This is a genomic window from Brachybacterium sp. GCM10030267 (genome assembly GCF_042666875.1).
Lineage (GTDB): Bacteria > Actinomycetota > Actinomycetes > Actinomycetales > Dermabacteraceae > Brachybacterium.
In genome coordinates this window covers 169,908-191,302 of sequence record NZ_JBHTCX010000012.1, presented here as the reverse complement: position 1 = coordinate 191,302, position 21,395 = coordinate 169,908, and the positions used below count along the sequence as shown (strand labels likewise).

Below are 21,395 nucleotides of genomic sequence, written 5' to 3'. Positions count from 1 at the left end.
AGTGGCGCGCACGCCCTCGTACGCTCGGACGGCGCCGGCTGTGACCGACGACCGGGATGATCGTATCAATGCCCCGGGTCGGGCGACGGGGGCAACCGCTCCTCGTCCACTCCGTCCTCCGTCCCGGGCAGTCCCAGCTCCTCGGCGCGCTTGTCCGCCATCGCCAGCAGACGCCGGATCCGACCGGCCACGGCGTCCTTCGTGAGCGGCGGATCGGCCAGGCGACCGAGCTCCTCGAGACTCGCCTGCCGGTTCTCCAGGCGCAGGCGCCCGGCGGCCTGCAGGTGCTCCGGCACCTCGTCCCCCAGGATCTCCAGCGCGCGCTGGACGCGCTGACCGGCGGCCACGGCGGCCCGCGCCGAGCGCCGCAGATTGGCGTCATCGAAGTTGGCCAGCCGATGCGCGGTCGCCTTGACCTCGCGGGTGGTCCGGCGGTCCTCCCAGCTCAGCACGGTCTGGCGGGCGCCCATGTGGCTCAGCAGCGCGGAGATGGCCTCGCCGTCGCGCAGGACGACGCGATCCGCGCCACGGGCTTCGCGGGCCTTCGAGGCCACGCCGAGGCGACGGGCCGCACCGACCATCGCCAGCGCCACCTCCGGGCCCGGGCAGGAGAGCTCGAGGGCGGCGGAGCGGCCCGGTTCGGTCAGGGTGCCGCGCGCCAGGAACGCGCCGCGCCACGCGGCCTCGGCGTCGACGGTGGCGCCTCCCACCACGAACGGCGGCATCCCACGCACGGGACGGCCGCGGCCGTCGAGCAGACCCGCCTGCCGGGCGAGCATGCCGCCTTCGCGGTCGACCCGCACCACGTAGCGGCTGGTGCGGCGTATCCCCGACGGGGCGAGCACCGCGAGCTCGGCGCGGTGGCCGTACATGTCGGAGATGATGGCGTGCAACCGCCGCGCGACCGAGGCGGAGTCCAGCTCCGCCTCGACCACGACGCGCCCGGCGACCATGTGCAGTCCGCCGGCGAAGCGCAGCATCGCGGCCGCCTCGGCCTTCCGTGCCGAGGGGCGGGTCACCTCGAGGCGGCTCAGCTCCTCCTTGGCATCACCGGTCAGTGCCATGCAGGTCCTCCTCGCTGGATTCGGCGTCGGCTCCGGCCGCGCCGTGGTTCTCGGACCGGGCCGGCTCGACGTCACCGTAGGCGTCGTCGAACAGATCGCGGTAGGCCGCGGCCAGGCGCACCGGGTCGTGATGCGGGAGGCCGTCGCCGACGCTGACCTGGCGCAGCAGCGCGCGGATCCCACGCGACTCGGCGGACTGGGCCAGCGCGAGCGCGTCCCCGAGGGCGGTGGGGTCGGCGACCAGGGCGTCGAACCGGGTCCCGTCGGCGTGCTCGAGCAGCACGTCCAGCAGGTCCAGGCTCGTCATGCCCTCGGCCTCCTGTGCGCCCACCGACAGGTTCGTGGTGATGCACCGTCGCGCCGGGCTGCTGCGGATGGCCTCGGCGATCTCCGGGATCATCAGGTGCGGCAGCACCGAGGTGTACCAGGATCCCGGGCCGACGATGATCCAGTCGGCCCGGCCCAGCGCCTCGATCACGTCCTCCGCCACCTGCGGCCGCGGCGGCGTCAGCCGCAGGCCCTCGACCCGTCCGTCGGCGGTCGCGACCTGCCACTGGCCGGCGACGGTGCGCAGCTGCCCGTCCGCGGACCGCACGTCGGCCTCGATGTCCAGGGGCTCCAGCGCCATCGGCAGGACCCGCCCCCGCGCGCCGAGCAGCTCGGCCATCTGGTCGAGCCCTTCGACCGGGTCGTCGAGGATCTGCCACAGCGCCACGATCAGCAGGTTGCCGAGCGAATGGCCGTCGAGCTCGCCGTCGGTGGCGAACCGGTGCTGGATGACGTCACCCCAGATCGAACCCCAGTCGGAGTCCTCGCACAGGGCGGCCAGCGCCATCCGCAGGTCGCCCGGAGGCAGCACGGGCATCTCGGTGCGGATCCTGCCGGAGGAGCCGCCGTTGTCGGCGACGGTGACCACGGCCGTGATGTCGTCGGTCAGCAGGCGCAGCGCCCGCAGGTTCGCGGCCAGGCCGTGCCCGCCGCCGAGGGCGACGACGCGCAGAGGCCGCTGGGGGTCTCCGATGCGTCCGCGCCGGGCTCTGCCGGAACGGTCGGCGCCGCGCAGATGGCGGCGCCCGGAGCGGGCGGCGATGCTCATTCCCGCCCCAGATCACGGTGGCGGATGCGCACGGCGTGGCCGGCTCCGCGCAGCGAGTCGCCGATCCGGTCGGCGATGGCGACCGAGCGATGCTTGCCGCCGGTGCACCCGATGGCCAAGGTGGTGAAGTGCTTGTTCTCGACGCTGTAGCCGCGCAGCACGGGAATGATCATCTCGAGGTACCTGTCGACGAACTCGGCGGCGTTGGCATCCCCCAGGACGAAGTCCGCGACCTCCTGGTCGGTCCCGCGCAGAGGTTTCAGCTCGGGCACCCAGTACGGGTTGGGGATGAAGCGGACGTCGCTGACGTGGTCCGCCTCCAGCGGGATGCCGTACTTGAAGCCGAAGGACAGCATGGTCACGGTCAGCCGCTGCTCGTCACTGGTGCCGAAGACGCTGCGCATCTTCATCGTCAGCTCGTGGACGTTCAACGGAGACGTGTCGATGACCAGGTCCGCCATCCGGCGGTACGGGGCGAGCATCTCCCGTTCGCGGCGTATCCCCTCCAGCACGCCCTCCTCGCCCTGCAGCGGGTGGGGGCGGCGCACCGAGTCGAAGCGGCGCACGAGGGTGGACTCGTCGGCGGTCAGGAACAGCAGGCGCAGGCGGAGATCGGCCCGTCGCAGCTGGGCGACCACGTCGGAGAGCTCGTTGAAGAACGGACCGGAGCGGGGGTCGACGACGACGGCGAAACGGTTCTCGCGGCCCACGGCGGAGGCGCGCAGCTCGTACAGCGTGCTGATCAGCTGCGGCGCGATGTTGTAGACGACGTACCAGCCCATGTCCTCGAGCGCGTGGGCGGCGGTCTCACGGCCGGCACCTGCCAGGCCGGTGATGATGACGACGTCGCCCATCGTGTCGGAGCGGGGGGCCAGCGGGGGTTCGTCGTGCACCAGGCATTCCTTCCGGGGTCGTGGGCTGGGGACGGAGGGGATCAGCGCTCCAGGATCTCGCCGGTCGCCATGTCCACCGCGACGTCGATCGTGCCATCCTCCCCGGCCTCCGCGTCACCGGCGGAAGCGCTCCCGGTCTCGGCTCCGGTGGACGTCGCTTCGTCGGATCGTAGCGCGGCCAGGATCTGCGCGGCCAACGCGGGACCGATCCCCTCGACCTGCTGGAGGTCGTCCTCGGACGCCTGACGGATCGCCGAGACGGTCACGAAGCGGTCGAGCAGAGCACGGCGCCGGGCAGGGCCCAGCCCCGCAATGCCGTCCAGGGCGCTGGCCTGCATGGCGCGCCCGCGCTTGGAGCGGTGATAGGTGATGGCGAAGCGGTGAGCCTCGTCGCGCAGGCGCTGGACCAGGAACAGGGCCTCGCTGGTGCGCGGCAGGATCACGGGATAGTCGTCGCCCGGCAGCCAGATCTCCTCCAGCCGCTTGGCGATGCCGGCCAGGGCGATGTCGGTGATGCCGAGGTCGTCGAAGGCGCGCTGGGCCGCAGCGACCTGGGGCGGGCCGCCGTCGACGAGGATCAGCGAGGGCGGGTAGGCGAAGCGGCGGGCCTCCTCCTCCGTCTGCTCGGGCGGATTCAGGTGGTGCTTCAGTCGGCGGGAGATGACGTCGTACATCGAGGCGGTGTCATCCCGCGCCGCGTCACCGGTGACGGAGTAGCGGCGGTACTCGCTCTTCTTGGGCAGCCCGTCCTCGAACACGACCTGGGAGCCGACGACGTTGGTGCCGTGGGAATGGGAGATGTCGAAGCATTCGATGCGCAGCGGCGGCTCGGCCAGGTCGAGGGCTTCGCCGAGGTCCTCGAGGGCCTTGGTGCGGGCGGTGAGGTCGCCGGAGCGCTTGAGCCGATGCAGCCGCAGCGCCTCCTGCGCGTTCTCGGTGACGGTCGACAGCAGGTTCTTCTTCTCACCCCGCTGGGGGATCCGCAGATCCACCTGCTTGCCGATCAGTTCGAGCACCTGGTCACGGTTCGTGGGCTGGACCGGGACCAGCACCTCCTTGGGCGCGGCGCCCTCGGTGTACAGGGTGGTCACGGCCCGCTCGATCAGGTCGCCGGCGGTGGAGGCGTCGAGGATCTCCGCGGTCCAGCCGCGCTGGCCGCGGATCCGGCCGCCGCGGACATGGAAGACCTGGACGGACGCCTCGAGCTCGTCCTGCGCGAGGCCGATCAGATCGGCGTCGGTGGCGTCGGAGAGGACGACCGAGTTCTTCTCCATGACCTTGTTCAGCGCTTCGAGGTCATCGCGCAGCCCGGCGGCGGTCTCGTAGTCCATGGCCGCGGCGGCCTCGCGCATCTGCTTCTCGATGCGGCGGGTGTAGGTCGCGGTGTTGCCGGCCATGAAGTCCGCGAACTGCTCGGCGAGCTTGCGGTGCTCGTCCTGGGAGATGTCCCCGACGCAGGGCGCGGAGCACTTGCCGATGAAGCCGAGCAGGCAGGGCCGCCCGGAGCGCTCGGCCCGTCGGTACACGCCGGGCGTGCAGGAGCGGACGGGGAAGACCCGGAGCATCAGGTCGAGGGTCTCGCGGATCGCGCCGACCTGGGGGTAGGGACCGAAGGTGCGGTCGCCCTTGGCGCGGGGACGACGGGTGATGTGCACCCGCGGCACCTTCTCCCCCATGGTCAGCACGAGATACGGGTAGGACTTGTCGTCACGGAACTTGACGTTGAACCGCGGGTCGAACTCCTTGATCCACGTGTACTCGAGGGTGAGGGCCTCCACCTCGGTGCCGACCACTGTCCACTCCACGCCGGCGGCGGTGGTGACCATGCGCCGGGTGCGCTCGTGCAGGGCCGCGAGGTCCTGGAAGTAGTTCGACAGCCGCTGGCGGAGGTTCTTCGCCTTGCCGACGTAGATCACGCGGCCGTGCTCGTCGCGGAACCGGTAGACCCCCGGCCGGGTGGGGATGGTCCCGGTCGCGGGACGGTAGGTGGCGGGGTCGGCCATGGCGGATCAGGCCCCGGCCGGCACGCCGACCCGGTTCGAGCGGCCGGAGGCCAGCAAGGGCGCGAGGAAGTTGCCGGTGTACGAGCCCTCGACCGCGGCGACCTGTTCGGGGGTGCCGGTGGCGACGATACGGCCGCCGCCCGCGCCGCCGTCGGGGCCCAGATCGATGACGTGGTCGGCGGTCTTGATGACATCGAGATTGTGCTCGATGACGATCACGGTGTTGCCCTTGTCGACGAGACCGCCGAGCACCTCGAGCAGCTTGCGCACGTCCTCGAAGTGCAGGCCGGTGGTCGGCTCGTCGAGCACGTAGATGGTGCGCCCGTTGGAGCGCTTGTGCAGCTCGGCGGAGAGCTTGACGCGCTGCGCCTCCCCGCCGGAGAGGGTGGTCGCGGACTGGCCGAGCTTCACGTAGCCCAGGCCCACGTCCACCAGCGTCTGCATCTGGCGGCGGATCGCGGGGACGGCGTCGAAGAACTCGAGCGCCTCGGCGATGGACATCGCGAGCACCTCGGCGACGTTCTTGTCCTTGAACTTCACCTCGAGGGTCTCGCGGTTGTAGCGCTGGCCCTTGCACACCTCGCACTGGACGTACACGTCGGGCAGGAAGTTCATCTCGATCTTCAAGGTGCCGTCGCCCGAGCAGGCCTCGCAGCGGCCGCCCTTGACGTTGAAGGAGAAGCGCCCGGCGGTGTACCCGCGCACCTTCGCCTCGTTGGTCTGGGCGAACAGGGTGCGCACCCGGTCCCATACCCCGGTGTAGGTGGCGGGGTTCGAGCGCGGGGTGCGGCCGATGGGCGACTGGTCGACGTGGACGACCTTGTCGAGGTGCTCGAGGCCGGTGACGCGCTTGTGCCGTCCCGGCACGATCCGGGCGCGGTTGAGCTCCTTGGCCAGCACGGAGTACAGCACGTCGTTGACCAGGGACGACTTTCCGGAGCCGGAGACGCCGCTGACGGCGGTGAGCACGCCGAGCGGGAAGCTGACGTCCTGGCCCGTGAGGTTGTTGGCGCGGGGCGCGACGACCTTGATCATGCGCTGGCGGTCCACGGGGCGGCGGGTCAGCGGCAGCGGGATCTCGAGCTCCCCGGAGAGGTAGCGCCCGGTCAGGCTGCGCGGGTTCGTCCGCAGCTCCTCGACCGGTCCGGAGTGGACGACCTGGCCGCCGTGCTCGCCGGCCAGCGGGCCGAAGTCGACCACCCAGTCCGCCGCGTTCAGTGTGTCCTCGTCGTGCTCGACGACGATCAGGGTGTTGCCGAGATCCCGCAGCCGGGTGAGGGTCTTGATGAGACGCTCGTTGTCCCGCTGGTGGAGACCGATCGAGGGCTCGTCGAGCACGTACAGCACACCGACCAGGCCGGAGCCGATCTGGGTGGCCAGGCGGATGCGCTGTGCCTCACCGCCGGAGAGCGTCCCGGCCGCGCGGGCCAGGGTGAGGTAGTCCAGGCCCACGTCGAGCAGGAAGCCGAGGCGGGCGCGGATCTCCCGCAGCACCTCGTCGGCGATCGCGGCCTCGCGCACCCCGAGCCGGAGGCCCTCGTGGAACTCGAGGGCGTCGCGGATCGACATCTCGCACACCTCGGCGATGGAGCGGCCGCCGACGGTCACGGCGAGCACCTCGGGGCGCAGCCGGGCGCCCTGGCACGTGGGGCAGGGCACTTCGCGCATGAACTGCTCGTAGCGCTCCTTGGCCCAGTCCGATTCGGTGTCGGAGTGGCGGCGCTGGAGGAAGTGCAGGATCCCCTCGAAACCGGTGGAATAGGTGCGCTCGCGTCCGAACCGGTTGCGGTAGCGCACGTGGACCTGGAAGTCGTTGCCGTGCAGCAGCGCCTCCTTGGCGCGCTGCGGCAGGGCCCGCCACGGGGTGTCCATCGAGAAGCTGAGCTCCTCGGCGAGCCCGGCCATGACCTCCTGATGGTGGTCGGCAGAGCCCATGGTCCACGGCGCGATGGCTCCCTGGGCGAGGCTGAGGTCCTCGTCGGGGATCACCAGCTCGGGGTCGACCTCGAGGCGCATGCCCAGGCCCGTGCATTCGGGGCAGGCGCCATAGGGGGCGTTGAACGAGAAGGTGCGCGGCTCGATGTCGTCGATGGCCAGCGGGTGGTCGTTGGGGCAGGCGCGCTTCTCGGAGAAGCGGCGGGTGCGCTCCTCGGAGTCCTCGTCGACGTCGACGAAGTCGACCACCACGAGCCCGTCGGCCAGGCGCAGCGCGGTCTCGACGGAGTCGGTCAGGCGGCGCCGTGAATCGGGCTTGGCGGCCAGGCGGTCCACGACCACGTCGATGGTGTGCTTGAACTTCTTGTCGAGCGTGATCTCCTCGTCCAGGCGCCGCGTCTTCCCGTCGATCCGGGCGCGGGCATAACCCTGGGAGCGCAGCGAGCTGATGAGGTCGACGTGCTCCCCCTTGCGGCCCTGGACCACGGGGGCCAGCAGCTGGAAGCGGGTCCCCTCGGGCTGCTCCAGCAGGGAGTCGACGATCTGCTCGGCCGAGGAGGAGCTGACCTCCTCGCCGCAGATCGGGCAGTGCTGGACGCCGGTGCGGGAGAACAGCAGGCGGAGGTAGTCGTAGATCTCCGTGATGGTGCCGACGGTCGAGCGCGGGTTGCGGTTGGTCGACTTCTGGTCGATGGAGACCGCGGGCGAGAGCCCTTCGATGAGATCGACGGAGGGCTTGTCCATCTGGCCGAGGAACTGCCGGGCATAGGCGGACAGCGACTCCACGTACCGGCGCTGGCCCTCGGCGAAGATCGTGTCGAACGCCAGGGAGCTCTTGCCGGACCCGGACAGCCCGGAGAAGACCACCAGGCGGTTCCGGGGGATGTCGATGTCGATGTTCTTGAGGTTGTGCTCGCGCGCACCACGAACGACGAGGGATTCAGTCACCGCTCCATCCTACGAGCGCGCTGCGACGTTCGAACAGCTGTTCGCCGGAGATCCTCGCGACATCTGCCGATCCCCGCGACATACTGGGGCCATGGTTGAGAACGAGTACACCGGACATGTCGAACCCCACGGCCCAAGCGCGCTGCGCTCCTTCGCCGCTCTGGAGATCCGCAAGGCCTCCGTGGGGCCGATGGACAACAACGCCTATCTGCTCACCTGCCGCGACACCGGCGCGCAGCTGCTGATCGACGCGGCCGCCGACGCCGACCGTCTGCAGGCACTGGTGGCCGAGGGCTCAGGCTCCCGCACCGGTGCCGGCTCCGCCGGTCGACTCGACACGATCGTCACCACGCATCGTCACCACGACCACGTCGGCGCCCTCGAGGAGCTGGTCTCCGCGACCGGCGCCCGCACGGCCGCCGGCGCGGAGGACGCTCCTGCCATCGCCGTGCCGACGGATGTGCAGCTGACCCACGGCGACGTGCTCGAGGTCGGCCGGCAGCGCCTCGAGGTGATTGCCCTGCGGGGCCACACCCCCGGGTCCGTCGCGCTGCTGTGGCGCGGCGGTGAGGCCGGCGACCATCTGTTCACCGGCGACTCCCTGTTCCCCGGCGGCGTGGGCAACACGGAGAACGACTCGCTGCGCTTCTTCCAGCTGCTCGACGACGTCGAGGAGCGCATCTTCGATGTGCTGCCGGACGCGACCTGGGTCTACCCCGGGCACGGGGACGACACCACCCTCGGCGCCGAGCGGCCCTCGCTGCCGCAGTGGCGCGAGAGAGGCTGGTGACCAGCACCGCCGATCCCGCCTGGTGCGTCATCGGCCGTGCCGGCGGCGGTGACGTGGTGATCGTCGATCTCGACGAGCACGGGCAGGAGATCGACCGCATCGCTCTGGGAGCCGACGAGCTTCCCGCCCACATCGCCCACCGCGAGCACCGACGCCCCCGCTGGGTGTGGAGCGACGCGGCGACCTGGTACCCGCGCGCGCTCGCAGCGGGCGTCACCGTCGAGCGCTGCCATGATCTGCGCCTGGTCCACCGGATCCTGCGCCATTCGCAGCTGGTCGCGGAACCGGAGGCGATCCGGGAGGCCACAGCCTGGGACGTCCCGATCGAACAGCACCCCGGCGCCGGCGAGGAGAGAGGCGCCGGCGCGACCCTGTTCGACCTGGACTCCTCGGCCCGGACCGACGGCGTTCCCCACCAGATCGAGGCCGCGCTCGCCGAATTCGCTCGCCAGCGCCGCGCCGTCGACGGGTCCATCGACCCCGCGCGGCTGCGCCTGCTGGTCGCCGCGGAATCGGCCGGCGCGCTGATCGCCGCCGAGCTGCACGCCGCCGGGATCCCGTGGGACACGGCCGAGCACGACCGGATCCTGCGCGATGCCATGGGGCCGCGTCCCCCAGCAGGGCAGAGCCCGGCGGGGATGGTGGAGGCCGCCGCGGAGGTCCGCGCGGCCCTCGGTGATCCGCAGCTGAGCCTCGACTCGCCACCCCGGCTGCTGCGCGCACTGCACCGCGCCGGGATCGACGTCGAATCGACCTCGCAGTGGGAGCTGACCCGCTTCGACCACCCCGCGATCGAGCCGCTGCTGCGCTACAAGAAGATGTCGCGGCTGCTCACCGCCAACGGCTGGACCTGGCTCGAGGAATGGGTCCACGACGGCCGGTACCGGCCGGTCTACGTTCCCGGGGGCGTCGTGACCGGCCGCTGGGCCTCCAGCGGCGGCGGGGCTCTGCAGATCCCGCGGCAGCTGCGCCCGGCGCTGCGGGCCGACGACGGCTGGCGCCTGGTCAGCGCCGACGTCTCACAGCTGGAGCCGCGCGTGCTCGCGGCGATGTCCGCCGATCCGGCGATGGTCGCGGCGGGCGCCGGCAAGGACCTCTACTCGGGGATCGTCGAGGCGGGGATCGTGGACAGCCGCCAGGAGGCGAAGATCGGTGTGCTCGGCGCTCTGTACGGCGGCACGACCGGTGACAGCGGGCGGGTGGTGCCCCGGCTGCGGCAGAACTTCCCCCGCGCCATGGCACTCGTGGACGGTGCCGCGCAGGTGGGCGAGCGCGGCGGCACGGTCTCCACGTGGCTCGGTCGCTCCTCCCCCGCCCCCGAGCCCGAATGGAACCAGGCGCAGAACCAGGCCTACCTGCCCGACGCCGAACCCGGCGAGCAGGAACGAGCACGCCGCTCCGCCCGCGACCGGGGACGCTTCACCCGCAACTTCGTGGTCCAGGGAACCGCCGCCGAATGGGCACTGTCGTGGATGGCTGCGCTGCGCCTGGCGCTGGCCCGGTTCGAGCCGGTGGCCGCGGCCGACGCGGCGACGCCGTCGGGGCCCGTGTTCGCGCGGCGCGCGCACCTGGCCTTCTTCCTCCACGACGAGGTGATCGTGCACGCTCCGGCCGCCCAGGCCGACGCGGTCGCCGACGCCATCCGCAGCGCCGCCGATGCCGCCGGTCGGTTGCTGTTCCCCCGCAGTCCCATCGACTTCCCCCTGGATCTGACCATCACGGAGCGCTCGCCGACGAAGTGACGTCACGTCGATTCCGTCGTCTCCGCTCCTCGTCCCCGCCCCGCCGTCCCCGCTCCAGGCTCCGCCCCCTGCTCCTTCCTCCCCAGCGCTCCGCGGTCCACACCGCGTCGGCTGCTGCGTCGTCGGTCACACCCATCTGATGGACTGGGCTCGGAAGCCAGATCAACTGCCGGTTGGAGACCGCCATGACCATCACCCCGCTGCCGTCGAGATCGTCCGAGCACCGGCGCCGCTCCCGCATCGCTCGGCAGGAAGCCGAGGCGCTGGGCGAGCAGATCCAGCAGCAGGCCGCGTTCATCGCCGAGGCCACCTGCGACATGTTGCTGTCGCTGGCCGATTTCGATGCCCGGGACGGGGTGAGCTGGTACGTGGGGCTGAAGTCGACGGCGCACTGGCTGGCATGGGCCTGCTCCATGACCCCGGGCACCGCCCGCGAGCACGTCCGAGTAGCACGGGCTCTGCCGGAGGCGCCGCTGACGGTCGCGGAGTTCCGCGCCGGCCGCCTGTCCTTCTCCAAAGTCCGCGAGATCACCCGCGTCACCGACCGTGTCGACGAAGCCGTGCTGGTGGACATGGCCCGGGCGATGACCGCCTCCCAGCTGGCACGGACCATCTCCTCGTTCCGCGCTGTCGACGGCAGCCGGCTCGGCCAGGATGCCGTGCGCCACGGTCGCTGGCAGACTCGGGACGACGGCATGGTCGAGATCCGGGCGGTGCTGCCCGCCGAGACGGGTGCTGAGGTGGTCACCGCCCTGGATCTGGCCCTGGACCGGGACGGCCACGATCCCTCCTCGCTCGATCCCGGATCCGACGAGCCTCCGAGCGACGACGCCGCAATAGCCGTGGTCACGACCACGCCGACCCTGGAGCAGCGCAAGGCCGACGCCCTGCACAGCGTGGCGCGGAGCTTTCTCGACTCCGAGCCCGACGACCGTTCCGGGGAGGACCGTCACCTGGTGGTCGTCCAGGTCAGCGCCGAGGCGCTGACCGGATCCGTTCCCGCGGGAACGCCATCTCGCGAGTCCGCGCCGACCGCCGACCAGGATGCCGTTGACACGGGGCGGGACACTGCGCCCGCACCCCTGCCCGCCACTCCCGGCGTTCCCGCGGGAACGCTCCAGCGCTGCGGTGTGGTGGGCCAGGGTCCCCTGGAATCTCGTACCGCGGAGCGGCTGGCCTGCACCGGGAAGGTCGCACTGATGGTCACCGACGCCGGTGGCGAGGTGCTCCATCTGGGCAGGTCCCAGCGCCTCGCCTCCCGTGCTCAGCGCCGCGCGCTCCGCCTGCGCGACACCGTCTGCACGTTCCCCGGCTGCCACCAGAGCCGGCATCTCGACGCCCACCACACCACTGCCTGGTCGCGGGGCGGCGCCACGGACATCGAGGACCTGGCGCTGCTGTGCCGGCGCCACCACGTGATGGTCCACGAAGGCGGTCTGCAGCTCGCCCCCGACCCTGCCCGGACCACTGCGCACCAGCCGCGGTTCCAGGTGCTCGACGACGCCGGTCACCCCGTGCAGGCGCGCTGGCCCGCCCTGCATGATCGGATGAGCGTGCGCGAGGTGCCCCACCCCCTTTCGAGCACTGCGAACGATGCAGACCCGGATCGAATCGCTGCGACCACAGGGGGCGCCGGGTTCAGTCTCGCGGACTGCGTCGAGGTCCTCTGCCACAGCGTGGTGGAACCGGCCGCGTGATGGCCCGCCACGGCAGCGTGCCCAGACCCCGCTGACGGCGTGGCTCAGCTCGAGCGCTGGACCTGACGCAGCTCCTTCTTGAGCTCCTGGACCTCATCGCGCAGTCGGGCGGCGACCTCGAAGTTGAGGTTCTCCGCGGCCTGGTGCATCTGCGCGGTCATCTCGTCGATCATGCCGGTCAGCGACCCGACCGGGTCGTCCCCGAGGTCGACGGTCCGGTTGCTGACGGCATCGACCGCGTTCGAACGGGCCTTGTCACGCTGGACCCGCTCCTTGCCCGAGCGATAGTCGGTGGCCATGAGGGTCTCGGTGTCGATGTCCTCGCGGGCCAGCATGTCGGTGACATCGGCGATGCGCTTGCGCAGCGGGGTCGGGTCGATGCCGTGCTCGGTGTTGTAGGCGATCTGCTTCTCGCGGCGCCGGTTGGTCTCGTCGATCGCCGCCTTCATCGAGTCGGTCACCGTATCGGCGTACATGTGGACCTGGCCGGAGACGTTGCGGGCGGCGCGACCGATGGTCTGGATCAGCGAGGTCTGGGAGCGCAGGAAGCCTTCCTTGTCCGCGTCCAGGATCGCGACCAGGGAGACCTCCGGCAGGTCCAGGCCCTCACGCAGCAGGTTGATGCCGACCAGCACGTCGTACTCCCCGGCGCGCAGCGAACGCAGCAGTTCGACCCGGCGCAGGGTGTCGACGTCGGAGTGGAGGTACTGCACGCGCACCCCGTTCTCCAGCAGGAAGTCCGTGAGGTCCTCGGCCATGCGCTTGGTCAGCGTGGTCACCAGCACTCGTTCGTCACGCTGGACGCGCTTCTCGATCTCCTCGCGCAGATCGTCGATCTGGCCCTTGACGGGCTTGACCACGACCTCGGGGTCGATCAGACCCGTCGGGCGGATGATCTGCTCGACCACCCCGCGCGACTTGCCGAGCTCGTAGTCCGCCGGCGTCGCGGAGAGGTAGACCGTCTGGCCGGTGCGCTCGGTGAACTCGGAGAACGTCAGCGGCCGGTTGTCCAGCGCGCTGGGCAGGCGGAAGCCGAAGTCGACCAGGGTGCGCTTGCGGGAGCGGTCCCCCTCGTACATCGCCCCGATCTGCGGGACGGTCACGTGGGACTCGTCGATGACCAGCAGGAAGTCCTCGGGGAAGTAGTCCATCAGCGTGTTCGGCGCGGTGCCCGGCGCGCGACCATCCAGATGACGGGAGTAGTTCTCCACGCCGTTGGTCGATCCCATCTGGCGCAGCATCTCGAGATCGTGGGTGGTGCGCATCCGCAGCCGCTGGGCCTCGAGCAGCTTGTCCTGGCTCTCGAGGTGCTCCAGCTGCTCGGCGAGCTCGACCTCGATCGACTCGATGGCGCGAGAGAGCCGCTCGGGACCGGCGACGTAGTGGGAGGCGGGGAAGATGTGGATGTGGTCCTCCTCGCGGATGACCTCACCCGTCATCGGGTGCAGCGTGTACAGGGCGTCGATCTCGTCGCCGAAGAACTCGATGCGGATCGCGAGCTCCTCGTACATCGGGATGATCTCCACGGTGTCACCGCGCACCCGGAAGGTGCCCCGCTCGAAGGCGACGTCGTTGCGGTCGTACTGCATGTCCACGAAGCGCTGGAGCAGCTGATCGCGATCGAGCTGGTCACCGCGAGCCAGCTGAACCATGCGATCGACGTACTCCTGAGGGGTGCCCAGGCCGTAGATGCAGGAGACCGAGGAGACCACCACGACGTCGCGGCGGGTCAGCAGGGAGTTGGTCGCGCTGTGGCGCAGCCGCTCGACCTCGGCGTTGATCGAGGAGTCCTTCTCGATGTAGGTGTCGGACTGCGGGACGTACGCCTCGGGCTGGTAGTAGTCGTAGTACGAGACGAAGTACTCCACGGCGTTGTGCGGCAGCAGCTCGCGGAACTCGCTGGCCAGCTGCGCGGCCAGGGTCTTGTTGTGCGCCATGATCAGTGTGGGTCGCTGGACCTGCTCGATCAGCCACGCCGTGGTGGCCGATTTGCCGGTGCCGGTCGCGCCCAGCAGCACGACATCCTGCTCGCCGTCGTTGATGCGGCGGGCGAGGTCGGCGATCGCCGTCGGCTGGTCGCCCGAGGGGCTGTACTCGGAGACGACCTCGAAGGGATGCTCGGCGCGGACCAGATCGGTGACAGGACGCATGTCTCCGAGCCTACGACGCGGGCCCGACGGACGACGGGACGTGCTCGTCGAGGATGCGTGAGAGTGCTCTCGTGGCTCTGCGGTCCAGGACCTCACGGCCGGCGGTGTTCAGCACCAGGCGATCGGCCCGACGGATCCTCTCGAGGTCGGTGACCTGCGCCGCTATCACCGACTCGACGTAGGCGCGGTCCCGCCCGCGGTCGCGGACCACGCGGGCGATCCGATCCTCGCGACGCGCGAGGACCACCACGACGGCTCCGTACTCAGCGTCCCTGTGCTTCTCCAGCAGCAGCGGGCTGTCGTGGATCACGAGCGCCTCCCCCGCCGCGGCGGCCTCGGCCTCCTCCCGCGCGACCTCCTCGTCGACGCGAGAGAGCACGATCGCTTCGAGATCGGCCCGGGCTGTGGAGTCCGCGAAGACCAGGTTGGCGAGCGCGGCCCGGTCCATGGTCCCCGCCGCGTTGCGGAACTCCTCGCCGAAGCGGGCGACGGCTTCCTCGACTCCCGGTCCGGGAACGTCGAGCACAGCCCTGGAATGGGCGTCCAGATCGATCACTCGGAGCCCGGCGTTCCGCCAGATCGCCGCGACGGTCGACTTCCCGGAGCCGATGCCGCCGGTCAGGCCGATGCGCAGCAGCGGGCTCTCAGCGGTCATGGCCCGATCCTACGGCGTGCCCGGAGCCTGCCCTGCGGCGCGCCCGGCAGCCGCCGGAGTCAGAGCCGTCACGGCAGCGTTCCCGCAGGCCGGATCGCGGTTTACGGTTCAAGGGTGGATCCCCTCGAACTGCTCGTGACCAACGACCTCCTGCGCGTCCTGGACCTGCTGGGGGTCTTCGTCATGGGCGTGGCCGCCGGGGCGCTGGCTTCCCGGCTGAACTTCGATGCGGTGGGGTTCGCGATCATCGGCATCGCCGCCGGTCTGGGCGGCGGCATCGTGCGTGACCTGATCCTGGATTACGGCACCCCGGCCGCCTTCGACGGGCCCTGGTACCTGGCCTGCGCGCTCGGCGGCTCGCTGTTCTCCTTCGTGATCTCGGCCGAGGGGACCCTGTGGCGGCGCCTGGTCACGGGGCTGGACATCATGGCGATGGGACTGTGGGCGGCAACCGGGACGGCCAAATCGCTCGGGTACGGGCTCGACGTGCTGCCGGCGATCCTGCTGGGCGTGGCCAGCGCGGTCGGCGGGGGCGTGATCCGTGATGTGCTGGTGGGGCGGATCCCGGCGATCTTCGGCGGCGGCCCGCTGTACGCGACCGGCGCGTTCCTCACGGCCCTGCTGACCTGGGCGGTGTTCGCGCTGGGCATGCCGGCCCCATGGGTGCTCGGTGCCGTCGGCATCGGGGCTGTGCTCGCCGGGCTCGCGGCCTGGCGGCAGTGGACGCTGCCCGCGCACAGCGAATGGCAGGTGACCATGTCCGCCTCGCAGCTGAAGGCCCTGGTGCGACGCACCCGGCGCAGCGAACGCACCCGGGTGGCGATGGAGACCGGCACGATCCCAGTGGTCGATGACTCCGTCGATGATCTCGCCGAGGACGTGACGTCGAACGACGCCGACGCTTCGTCGTACGCGGAGCGCGCCTTCGACGACGAGGCCGATGAGCTCGACGACGCCGTGGCTCCTGAGGCCGGCGAGGACGATGACTCGACGACGCTCCGCACCGACCGTTCCGACAACCCGGGAGATCCTCCATGGCCCTCATCGACCTGACGCATCCGATAGCCCCCGGTATGACCATGCACCCCGGCGTTCCTGCGCCCCGGATCCACGATGTCCTCACGTTCGAGGACTCCCGGTCGCACTACGCCCCGGGAACCGAGTTCCGCATCGCGTCCGTCGAACTGGCGACTAGCACGGGCACCTACCTCGACGCTCCGCAGCACCGGTTCCCGAACGGGACGGACATCGCAGATCTCGGCATCGATCGCGTGGCAGATGTGCCGGCCCTCGTGGTCGACGCCACCGGTGTCTCGGCAGTCGGCGCCGATCTCCTGCCCCAGCACGCTCCGGGGCACGCCGTGCTGATCCGCACCGACTGGGATCGACACTGGGGCACCGAGGAATATGGACGCAGCGAGCATCCGCACCTCACCGCGGCCGCGGCCGACCAGGTGGTGCGATCGGGCGCGGTACTCGTGGGAATAGATTCGGTCAATATCGACGCCACCACGGGGGCCGAGCGCGCGGTGCACTCGACACTGCTCGGCCACGGCGTACTCATCGTCGAGAACCTGACGCGGTTGAATGCTCTGCCCAGTGACGGAGCGTTGTTCTCCGCGGTTCCGCTTCCTGTGTCCGGCGCCCCGTCCTTCCCCGTCCGCGCATACGCCCGTGTGGGGTGAGGCGCTCAGGGACGCAGCAGCGTGAGCATGCGCGCGACCTCCCCGGCCTCGAGCTGGCCGGGCGCGGACCCCTCACCGACGGCCGCGAAGGTGGCGGCGCCGGCGAACGTCTCCGCAGCGACCCGGCTGACCGCGCCGAGCGAGCCCATGCTGATCGCGATGTGCGGGCCGAGCCCGTCGTCGGCGACCTGGACGCTTGCCGCGAGCAGGGCCAGCACGTCCCGAGCATCGCGGGGGGTCACGGCGATCTTCGGGAGGTCGGCACCGAGCCGGCGCTGGGTACGCAGGATCTCGGCCATCTCGTCCTCCGGCGGGGTGCGCTCGAAGTCGTGGAACGATCCCACCACCGCGAGCCCCAGCGCGTGCGCCGAGGCGATGACCGAGGCCCCGGTCTCGGGCGATCGGGAAGTCTCCACGTCCACGAGATCGGCGAAGCCGCCCGCCATCACCGCCTCGAGAGTTGCTGCGAGCTCGTCGTCGGAGATCTCCCGACTCCCGCCCTCGGCAGAGGTGCGCAGCGTGACCAGCAGGGCACGATCCTGCCCCATGATCTCGCGCAGGGCCGGGAGCGCCGCGACGGCGGCGTCCCGGTGCGCGGCGACATCCAGGTCCGGGCGGAATCGGTCCAGGCGCCACTCGAGGACCCGGCCGGGCGAGTCGGTGGCAGCGCGCGCCTGGTCCAGGACGGCACCCTGGTCCGCGCCCGTGACCGGGACGATGATCTCCGGCCGCCCCCGGCCGAGCTCGATCCCGCGCACCCTCACGACACCGGCATCGGCGGCGGGACCACCGGCCGCGGGGCCGTCGGCCGCCGGGGAGCCGGAGTCGCCTGAACGTGTCACGGGATCGCCTCAGTCCGCGGTGATCGCCGCGTAGGCGGACAGCAGCAGGGCCGGGTCGGGTCCCTCGAGCCGTGAGACGTGCCCGATCCGATCGAGCACCACGAAGCGCAGCAGACCGGCCCGGGTCTTCTTGTCGCGCTTCATGGCGTCCTCGAGCTTCGGCCACTGCCGGTCGCGGTAGGTGACCGGCAGCCCGAGTGATGTGAGGACGCTACGGTGACGATCGACGTCGGCCTCGGAGAGCTTGCCGGCGAGGTGGGACAGCTCGGCGGCGAACATCATGCCGACGGAGACGGCGGCACCGTGACGCCATTGGTACCGCTCGTTGCGCTCGATGGCGTGGCCGAGGGTGTGCCCGTAGTTGAGGATCTCGCGCTCGCCCGCCTCGCGGAGGTCCGCGGAGACCACTCGGGCCTTGACCCTGATGGCGCGCTCGACGACCTCGCGGAACGCTGCCGAGGAGATGTCCAGGACGGCCTCGGGATCCTCCTCGACGAGTTCCAGGATCCGCTCGTCCTCGATGAAACCGGCCTTGACCACCTCGGCGAGACCGGCGGCGGTGTCGTGATGGCCGAGCCCCGCGAGCACATCGAGGTCAGCGAGAACGGCGATCGGGGGATGGAAGGCGCCGACGAGGTTCTTGCCCTCGGCGGTGTTGATACCGGTCTTCCCGCCCACGGCGGCGTCGACCATGGCGGCGACCGTGGTCGGGACCTGCAGCACGTCGACGCCGCGCAGCCACGAGGCGGCGACGAAGCCGGCCAGGTCGGTGGCCGCTCCCCCGCCCAGGCCGATCACGAGGTCGCCGCGGCCGATCTCCGCCTGCCCGCACACACCCCACAGGAAGCCGGCCACCTGCGCCGTCTTCGCCTCCTCCCCGTCGGGGACCTCGGCGGCGAAGGCGTCGCGTCCGGCCTCGGCGATCGATGCCCGGATCTCCTCGGCGACCTCGCGCAGGCTCGGCTGGTGGACGATGACCACGCGCCGCACCCGATCTGGGATCATCGCGGGGATCTCGGGCAGGATGCCCCGGCCGACGCGGACGTCGTACCCGCCGCTCGGCGTGGTCACGGGGATCACGGTGGTGCTCATGGTCTCTCCTTCTCGGGGCGGGCCAGCAGGTCCTCCCCCAGCATGTCGGTGATGGTGCGCGCGACGGTCGCGGAACTGCCCCGGCGGGCGTCGACCCTCCATCGTGCGAGCTCGCGATAGACCGGATCGCGCTCGAGCGAGAGCTCCCGCCAGCGCTGCAGCGGATCCTGCCCGGTGAGCATGGGCCGGCCGGCCCCGCGGCCCAGGCGTCGGGCGACGGTCTCCTCGTCGACCTCGAGCAGCACCACCGGGCCGCCGCGCAGACGGTCGCGGGACGCGGGGGTCATGACCGCTCCGCCGCCCAGAGCCAGCACTCCGCCGTGGGTCTCCAGAGCGCGGGCGAGGACGCCGGCTTCGAGCTCGCGGAAACCGGCCTCGCCGTCGGCGGCGAAGATCTCCGGGATGGAGCGCCCGGCCTCCTCGACGATCAGGGCGTCCAGATCGGCGAACTGCATGTCGAGGCGGGCCGCGAGCTCCCGGCCCACGCTGGTCTTGCCGGCCCCCATGGGGCCCAGCAGGATGACCGCGGGACCGCTCACGAGGCCGTTTCCGGGCCGTGGCCGAGAATGCGGGACTGGAGGTCCCCGGTACCGGCGAGGTGCGCCCGGATCTCCTCGACGCTGTCGCCGCCGGTCTTCTCCAGCAGCGCGTCGGCAAGCGTGACGGCGACGACGGCCTCGGCGATGACGGCGGCGGGAGCGACCGCGCACACGTCGGAGCGCTGATGATTCGCACTGGTCTGCTCACCGGTGGCGACGTCGATGGTCCGCAGCGCGCGCGGCACCGTCGAGATGGGCTTCAGGCCGCCGCGCACACGCAGCACCTGGCCGTTGGTCATGCCGCCCTCGAGCCCTCCGGCGCGGTTGCTGGCGCGCGGGACGGCCGACGGGTTCCCCCCTGTGGCCGGGTCGGCGAGGATCTCGTCATGGGCGACGGAGCCGCGGCGGGCGGCGGTCGCGAAGCCGTCCCCGATCTCCACGCCCTTCATCGCCTGGATCGACATGACCGCCTGGGCGAGGCGGCCGTCGAGCTTGCGATCCCATTGGGTGTGGGAGCCGAGGCCGACGGGAAGACCGTAGGCGAGCACCTCGACGACGCCGCCGAGGGTGTCACCGTCGGACTTGGCGGCGTCGACCTCGGCGACCATGGCCTCGGAGGTCTCGGGGTGGAAGCAGCGCAGCGGATCGCCGTCCAGGGCGCCGGCGTCGTCCGGGCCCGGCAGCGGGGCGTCCTCGGGCACGCGCACGGAGCCCACCGCAAGGGTGTGGGAGACCAGCCGGATGCCGGCGGCCTGCTCGAGCAGCGCCGCGGCCACGCGGCCGGCGACCACGCGGGCAGCGGTCTCGCGAGCGCTGGCGCGCTCGAGCACCGGGCGGGCGTCGTCGAAGCCGTACTTGAGCATGCCGGAGAGGTCGGCATGGCCGGGCCGGGGGCGGCTCAGCGGGCGGTTCCGGGCGATCTCGCGCTCATCACCGGTGCCGGCGTCGACCAGGAGATCCTCGCGCGGGACCGGGTCGGCGCTCATGACCTTCTCCCATTTCGGCCATTCGGAGTTGGCGATCTCGATCGCCACGGGAGAGCCGAGCGTGCGGCCGTGCCGGAGCCCGCCGTGGATGGTCAGCACGTCCTGTTCGAACTTCTGACGGCTGCCGCGACCGTGGCCGAGACGGCGGCGCGCCAGGGCGGCCTGCAGATCGTCACTGGTCAGCTCGATGCCGGCAGGGACGCCGTCGAGCAGGGAGATGAGGGACGGGCCGTGGGATTCCCCGGCCGTGAGCCAGCGCAACATGGCCCCGATTCTCTCATGTGGCCGTGCGCGCACGAGCGGTCGTCCGCGCTGTGCGCAGGACCTCGGCCGAGGATCAGTCCTCGTCCAGCTCCTGGGACGACAGCGGCGTGAGGCGTTCGACCAGCGGGACGACGTCCGCGATGCCGCTGAGGACGCTGGTGGGCCGGAACGGGTACTTCGTGATCTCGTCCTCGCGGGTGGACCCGGACAGCACCAGCACGGACCGCATCCCTGCCTCGAGACCGGACTTCACGTCGGTGTCCATCCGGTCCCCGATCATCACCGAGGTCTCCGAGTGGGCTCCGAGCCGGTTCAGGGCCGTCCGCATCATCAGCGGGTTCGGCTTGCCGATGTAGTACGGGGAGATGCCGGTGGCGGCGGTGACCATCGCGGCGACGGCGCCGGTGGCCGGCAGCGGACCCTCGGCACTGGGCCCGGTCACGTCCGGGTTGGTGGCGATGAACTTCGCCCCGCGCTTGATCAGTCGGATCGCCCGTGCGATCGACTCGAAGGAGTAGGTCCGGGTCTCCCCCAGCACCACGAACTCCACGTCGGCGTCGGCGAGGATGAAGCCCTCCTCGTGCATCGCGCTGGTCAGGCCGGCCTCACCGATCACGTAGGCGGAGGAGCCGGGAGCCTGCTCGGCGAGGAAGCGCGCGGTCGCCAGGGCGCTGGTCCAGATCGATTCCTCCGGGATGTCGATCCCGCTGCGCGAGAGGCGGGCGCGCAGGTCGCGCGGCGTGAAGATCGAGTTGTTCGTGAGCACCAGGAACGGGCGGGCGAGCCGCTGCAGTTCGGCGATGAAGTCGGCGGCGCCGGGCAGGGCGGCCTGCTCATGGACGAGGACGCCGTCCATGTCGGTCAGCCAGGAGTGGATCGGGTGATCTTCGAGCGCGGTGTTCATGAGCGCAGTCTCCCACCCCGGCGCGAGGATCTGCATCTCAGCTCGAACGCGCTGATTCCGACGATGCTGCCGGACGCACTGCGGCCCGGCCCCCGAGACGGGGACCGGGC

At 71.2% G+C, this 21,395-nt stretch carries 17 protein-coding genes; 5 read left to right on the top strand and 12 right to left on the bottom strand.

Annotation, left to right across the window (positions count from 1 at the left end):
• Window positions 1–65: 65 nt before the first annotated feature.
• The 5 genes from whiA to uvrA all read right to left on the bottom strand — a co-directional run bounded on the left by whiA (window position 66) and on the right by uvrA (window position 7,939).
• The gene (whiA, locus tag ACFQS2_RS11955) at window positions 66–1,064 is read right to left on the bottom strand and encodes a DNA-binding protein WhiA (RefSeq protein WP_377017176.1); all 999 of its coding nucleotides are present in this window, start codon (window positions 1,062–1,064) and stop codon (window positions 66–68) included.
• A complete protein-coding gene (gene yvcK, locus ACFQS2_RS11950) occupies window positions 1,048–2,160 on the bottom strand; it encodes a uridine diphosphate-N-acetylglucosamine-binding protein YvcK (RefSeq protein WP_377793888.1) in 1,113 nt (370 codons plus the stop codon). Before yvcK ends, whiA begins: the two co-directional genes overlap by 17 nt.
• The gene (gene rapZ, locus ACFQS2_RS11945; RefSeq protein WP_377017284.1) at window positions 2,157–3,014 is read right to left on the bottom strand and encodes an RNase adapter RapZ; all 858 of its coding nucleotides are present in this window, start codon (window positions 3,012–3,014) and stop codon (window positions 2,157–2,159) included. Before rapZ ends, yvcK begins: the two co-directional genes overlap by 4 nt.
• 80 nt (window positions 3,015–3,094) lie before the next feature.
• Window positions 3,095–5,056, bottom strand: a complete 1,962-nt coding sequence (gene uvrC / locus ACFQS2_RS11940; RefSeq protein ID WP_377793887.1) for an excinuclease ABC subunit UvrC — start codon at window positions 5,054–5,056, stop codon at window positions 3,095–3,097.
• A gap of 6 nt (window positions 5,057–5,062) precedes the next feature.
• The gene (uvrA, locus tag ACFQS2_RS11935) at window positions 5,063–7,939 is read right to left on the bottom strand and encodes an excinuclease ABC subunit UvrA (RefSeq protein ID WP_377017182.1); all 2,877 of its coding nucleotides are present in this window, start codon (window positions 7,937–7,939) and stop codon (window positions 5,063–5,065) included.
• Window positions 7,940–8,030: 91 nt separating this feature from the next.
• On the opposite strand from uvrA, the gene ACFQS2_RS11930 reads away from it, so the two are divergent.
• From ACFQS2_RS11930 to ACFQS2_RS11920, 3 genes are all read left to right on the top strand, one after another.
• On the top strand, window positions 8,031–8,729 hold the full coding sequence (locus tag ACFQS2_RS11930; RefSeq protein ID WP_377017184.1) for an MBL fold metallo-hydrolase: 699 nt from the start codon (window positions 8,031–8,033) through the stop codon (window positions 8,727–8,729).
• A complete protein-coding gene (locus tag ACFQS2_RS11925; protein WP_377017186.1) occupies window positions 8,726–10,471 on the top strand; it encodes a bifunctional 3'-5' exonuclease/DNA polymerase in 1,746 nt (581 codons plus the stop codon). Before ACFQS2_RS11930 ends, ACFQS2_RS11925 begins: the two co-directional genes overlap by 4 nt.
• 185 nt (window positions 10,472–10,656) lie before the next feature.
• Window positions 10,657–12,168 carry a DUF222 domain-containing protein gene (locus ACFQS2_RS11920; protein WP_377017188.1) on the top strand — a complete coding sequence of 504 codons (1,512 nt, stop codon included), beginning with the start codon at window positions 10,657–10,659 and terminating at the stop codon, window positions 12,166–12,168.
• A gap of 44 nt (window positions 12,169–12,212) precedes the next feature.
• Here ACFQS2_RS11920 and uvrB read toward each other — a convergent pair whose 3' ends face one another.
• Window positions 12,213–14,318, bottom strand: coding sequence for an excinuclease ABC subunit UvrB (gene uvrB, locus ACFQS2_RS11915; protein WP_377017190.1), 2,106 nt, complete (start codon window positions 14,316–14,318; stop codon window positions 12,213–12,215).
• 10 nt (window positions 14,319–14,328) lie between these two features.
• On the bottom strand, window positions 14,329–14,973 hold the full coding sequence (coaE, locus tag ACFQS2_RS11910; RefSeq protein ID WP_377017192.1) for a dephospho-CoA kinase: 645 nt from the start codon (window positions 14,971–14,973) through the stop codon (window positions 14,329–14,331).
• Window positions 14,974–15,087: 114 nt separating this feature from the next.
• Between coaE and ACFQS2_RS11905 the strand changes: the two genes are divergently transcribed.
• Together ACFQS2_RS11905 and ACFQS2_RS11900 are read left to right on the top strand one after the other, a co-directional pair.
• Window positions 15,088–16,026, top strand: a complete 939-nt coding sequence (locus ACFQS2_RS11905; RefSeq protein WP_377017194.1) for a trimeric intracellular cation channel family protein — start codon at window positions 15,088–15,090, stop codon at window positions 16,024–16,026.
• Window positions 16,008–16,658, top strand: coding sequence for a cyclase family protein (locus ACFQS2_RS11900; protein WP_377017196.1), 651 nt, complete (start codon window positions 16,008–16,010; stop codon window positions 16,656–16,658). The genes ACFQS2_RS11905 and ACFQS2_RS11900 overlap by 19 nt, the downstream gene beginning before the upstream one ends.
• Before the next feature lie 5 nt (window positions 16,659–16,663).
• On the opposite strand, the gene aroD is transcribed toward ACFQS2_RS11900, so the two are convergent.
• The 5 genes from aroD to ACFQS2_RS11875 form a co-directional block, all read right to left on the bottom strand.
• Window positions 16,664–17,500 (bottom strand): type I 3-dehydroquinate dehydratase, encoded by an 837-nt coding sequence (gene aroD / locus ACFQS2_RS11895; RefSeq protein WP_377017198.1) that lies wholly within the window; start codon window positions 17,498–17,500, stop codon window positions 16,664–16,666.
• A gap of 9 nt (window positions 17,501–17,509) precedes the next feature.
• Window positions 17,510–18,592, bottom strand: a complete 1,083-nt coding sequence (aroB, locus tag ACFQS2_RS11890; RefSeq protein WP_377017200.1) for a 3-dehydroquinate synthase — start codon at window positions 18,590–18,592, stop codon at window positions 17,510–17,512.
• Window positions 18,589–19,131 (bottom strand): shikimate kinase, encoded by a 543-nt coding sequence (locus ACFQS2_RS11885; protein WP_377017202.1) that lies wholly within the window; start codon window positions 19,129–19,131, stop codon window positions 18,589–18,591. Before ACFQS2_RS11885 ends, aroB begins: the two co-directional genes overlap by 4 nt.
• On the bottom strand, window positions 19,128–20,381 hold the full coding sequence (aroC, locus tag ACFQS2_RS11880) for a chorismate synthase (RefSeq protein ID WP_377017204.1): 1,254 nt from the start codon (window positions 20,379–20,381) through the stop codon (window positions 19,128–19,130). Before aroC ends, ACFQS2_RS11885 begins: the two co-directional genes overlap by 4 nt.
• A gap of 73 nt (window positions 20,382–20,454) precedes the next feature.
• Window positions 20,455–21,285 carry an HAD-IIA family hydrolase gene (locus ACFQS2_RS11875; protein WP_377793886.1) on the bottom strand — a complete coding sequence of 277 codons (831 nt, stop codon included), beginning with the start codon at window positions 21,283–21,285 and terminating at the stop codon, window positions 20,455–20,457.
• Window positions 21,286–21,395 lie beyond the last annotated feature (110 nt).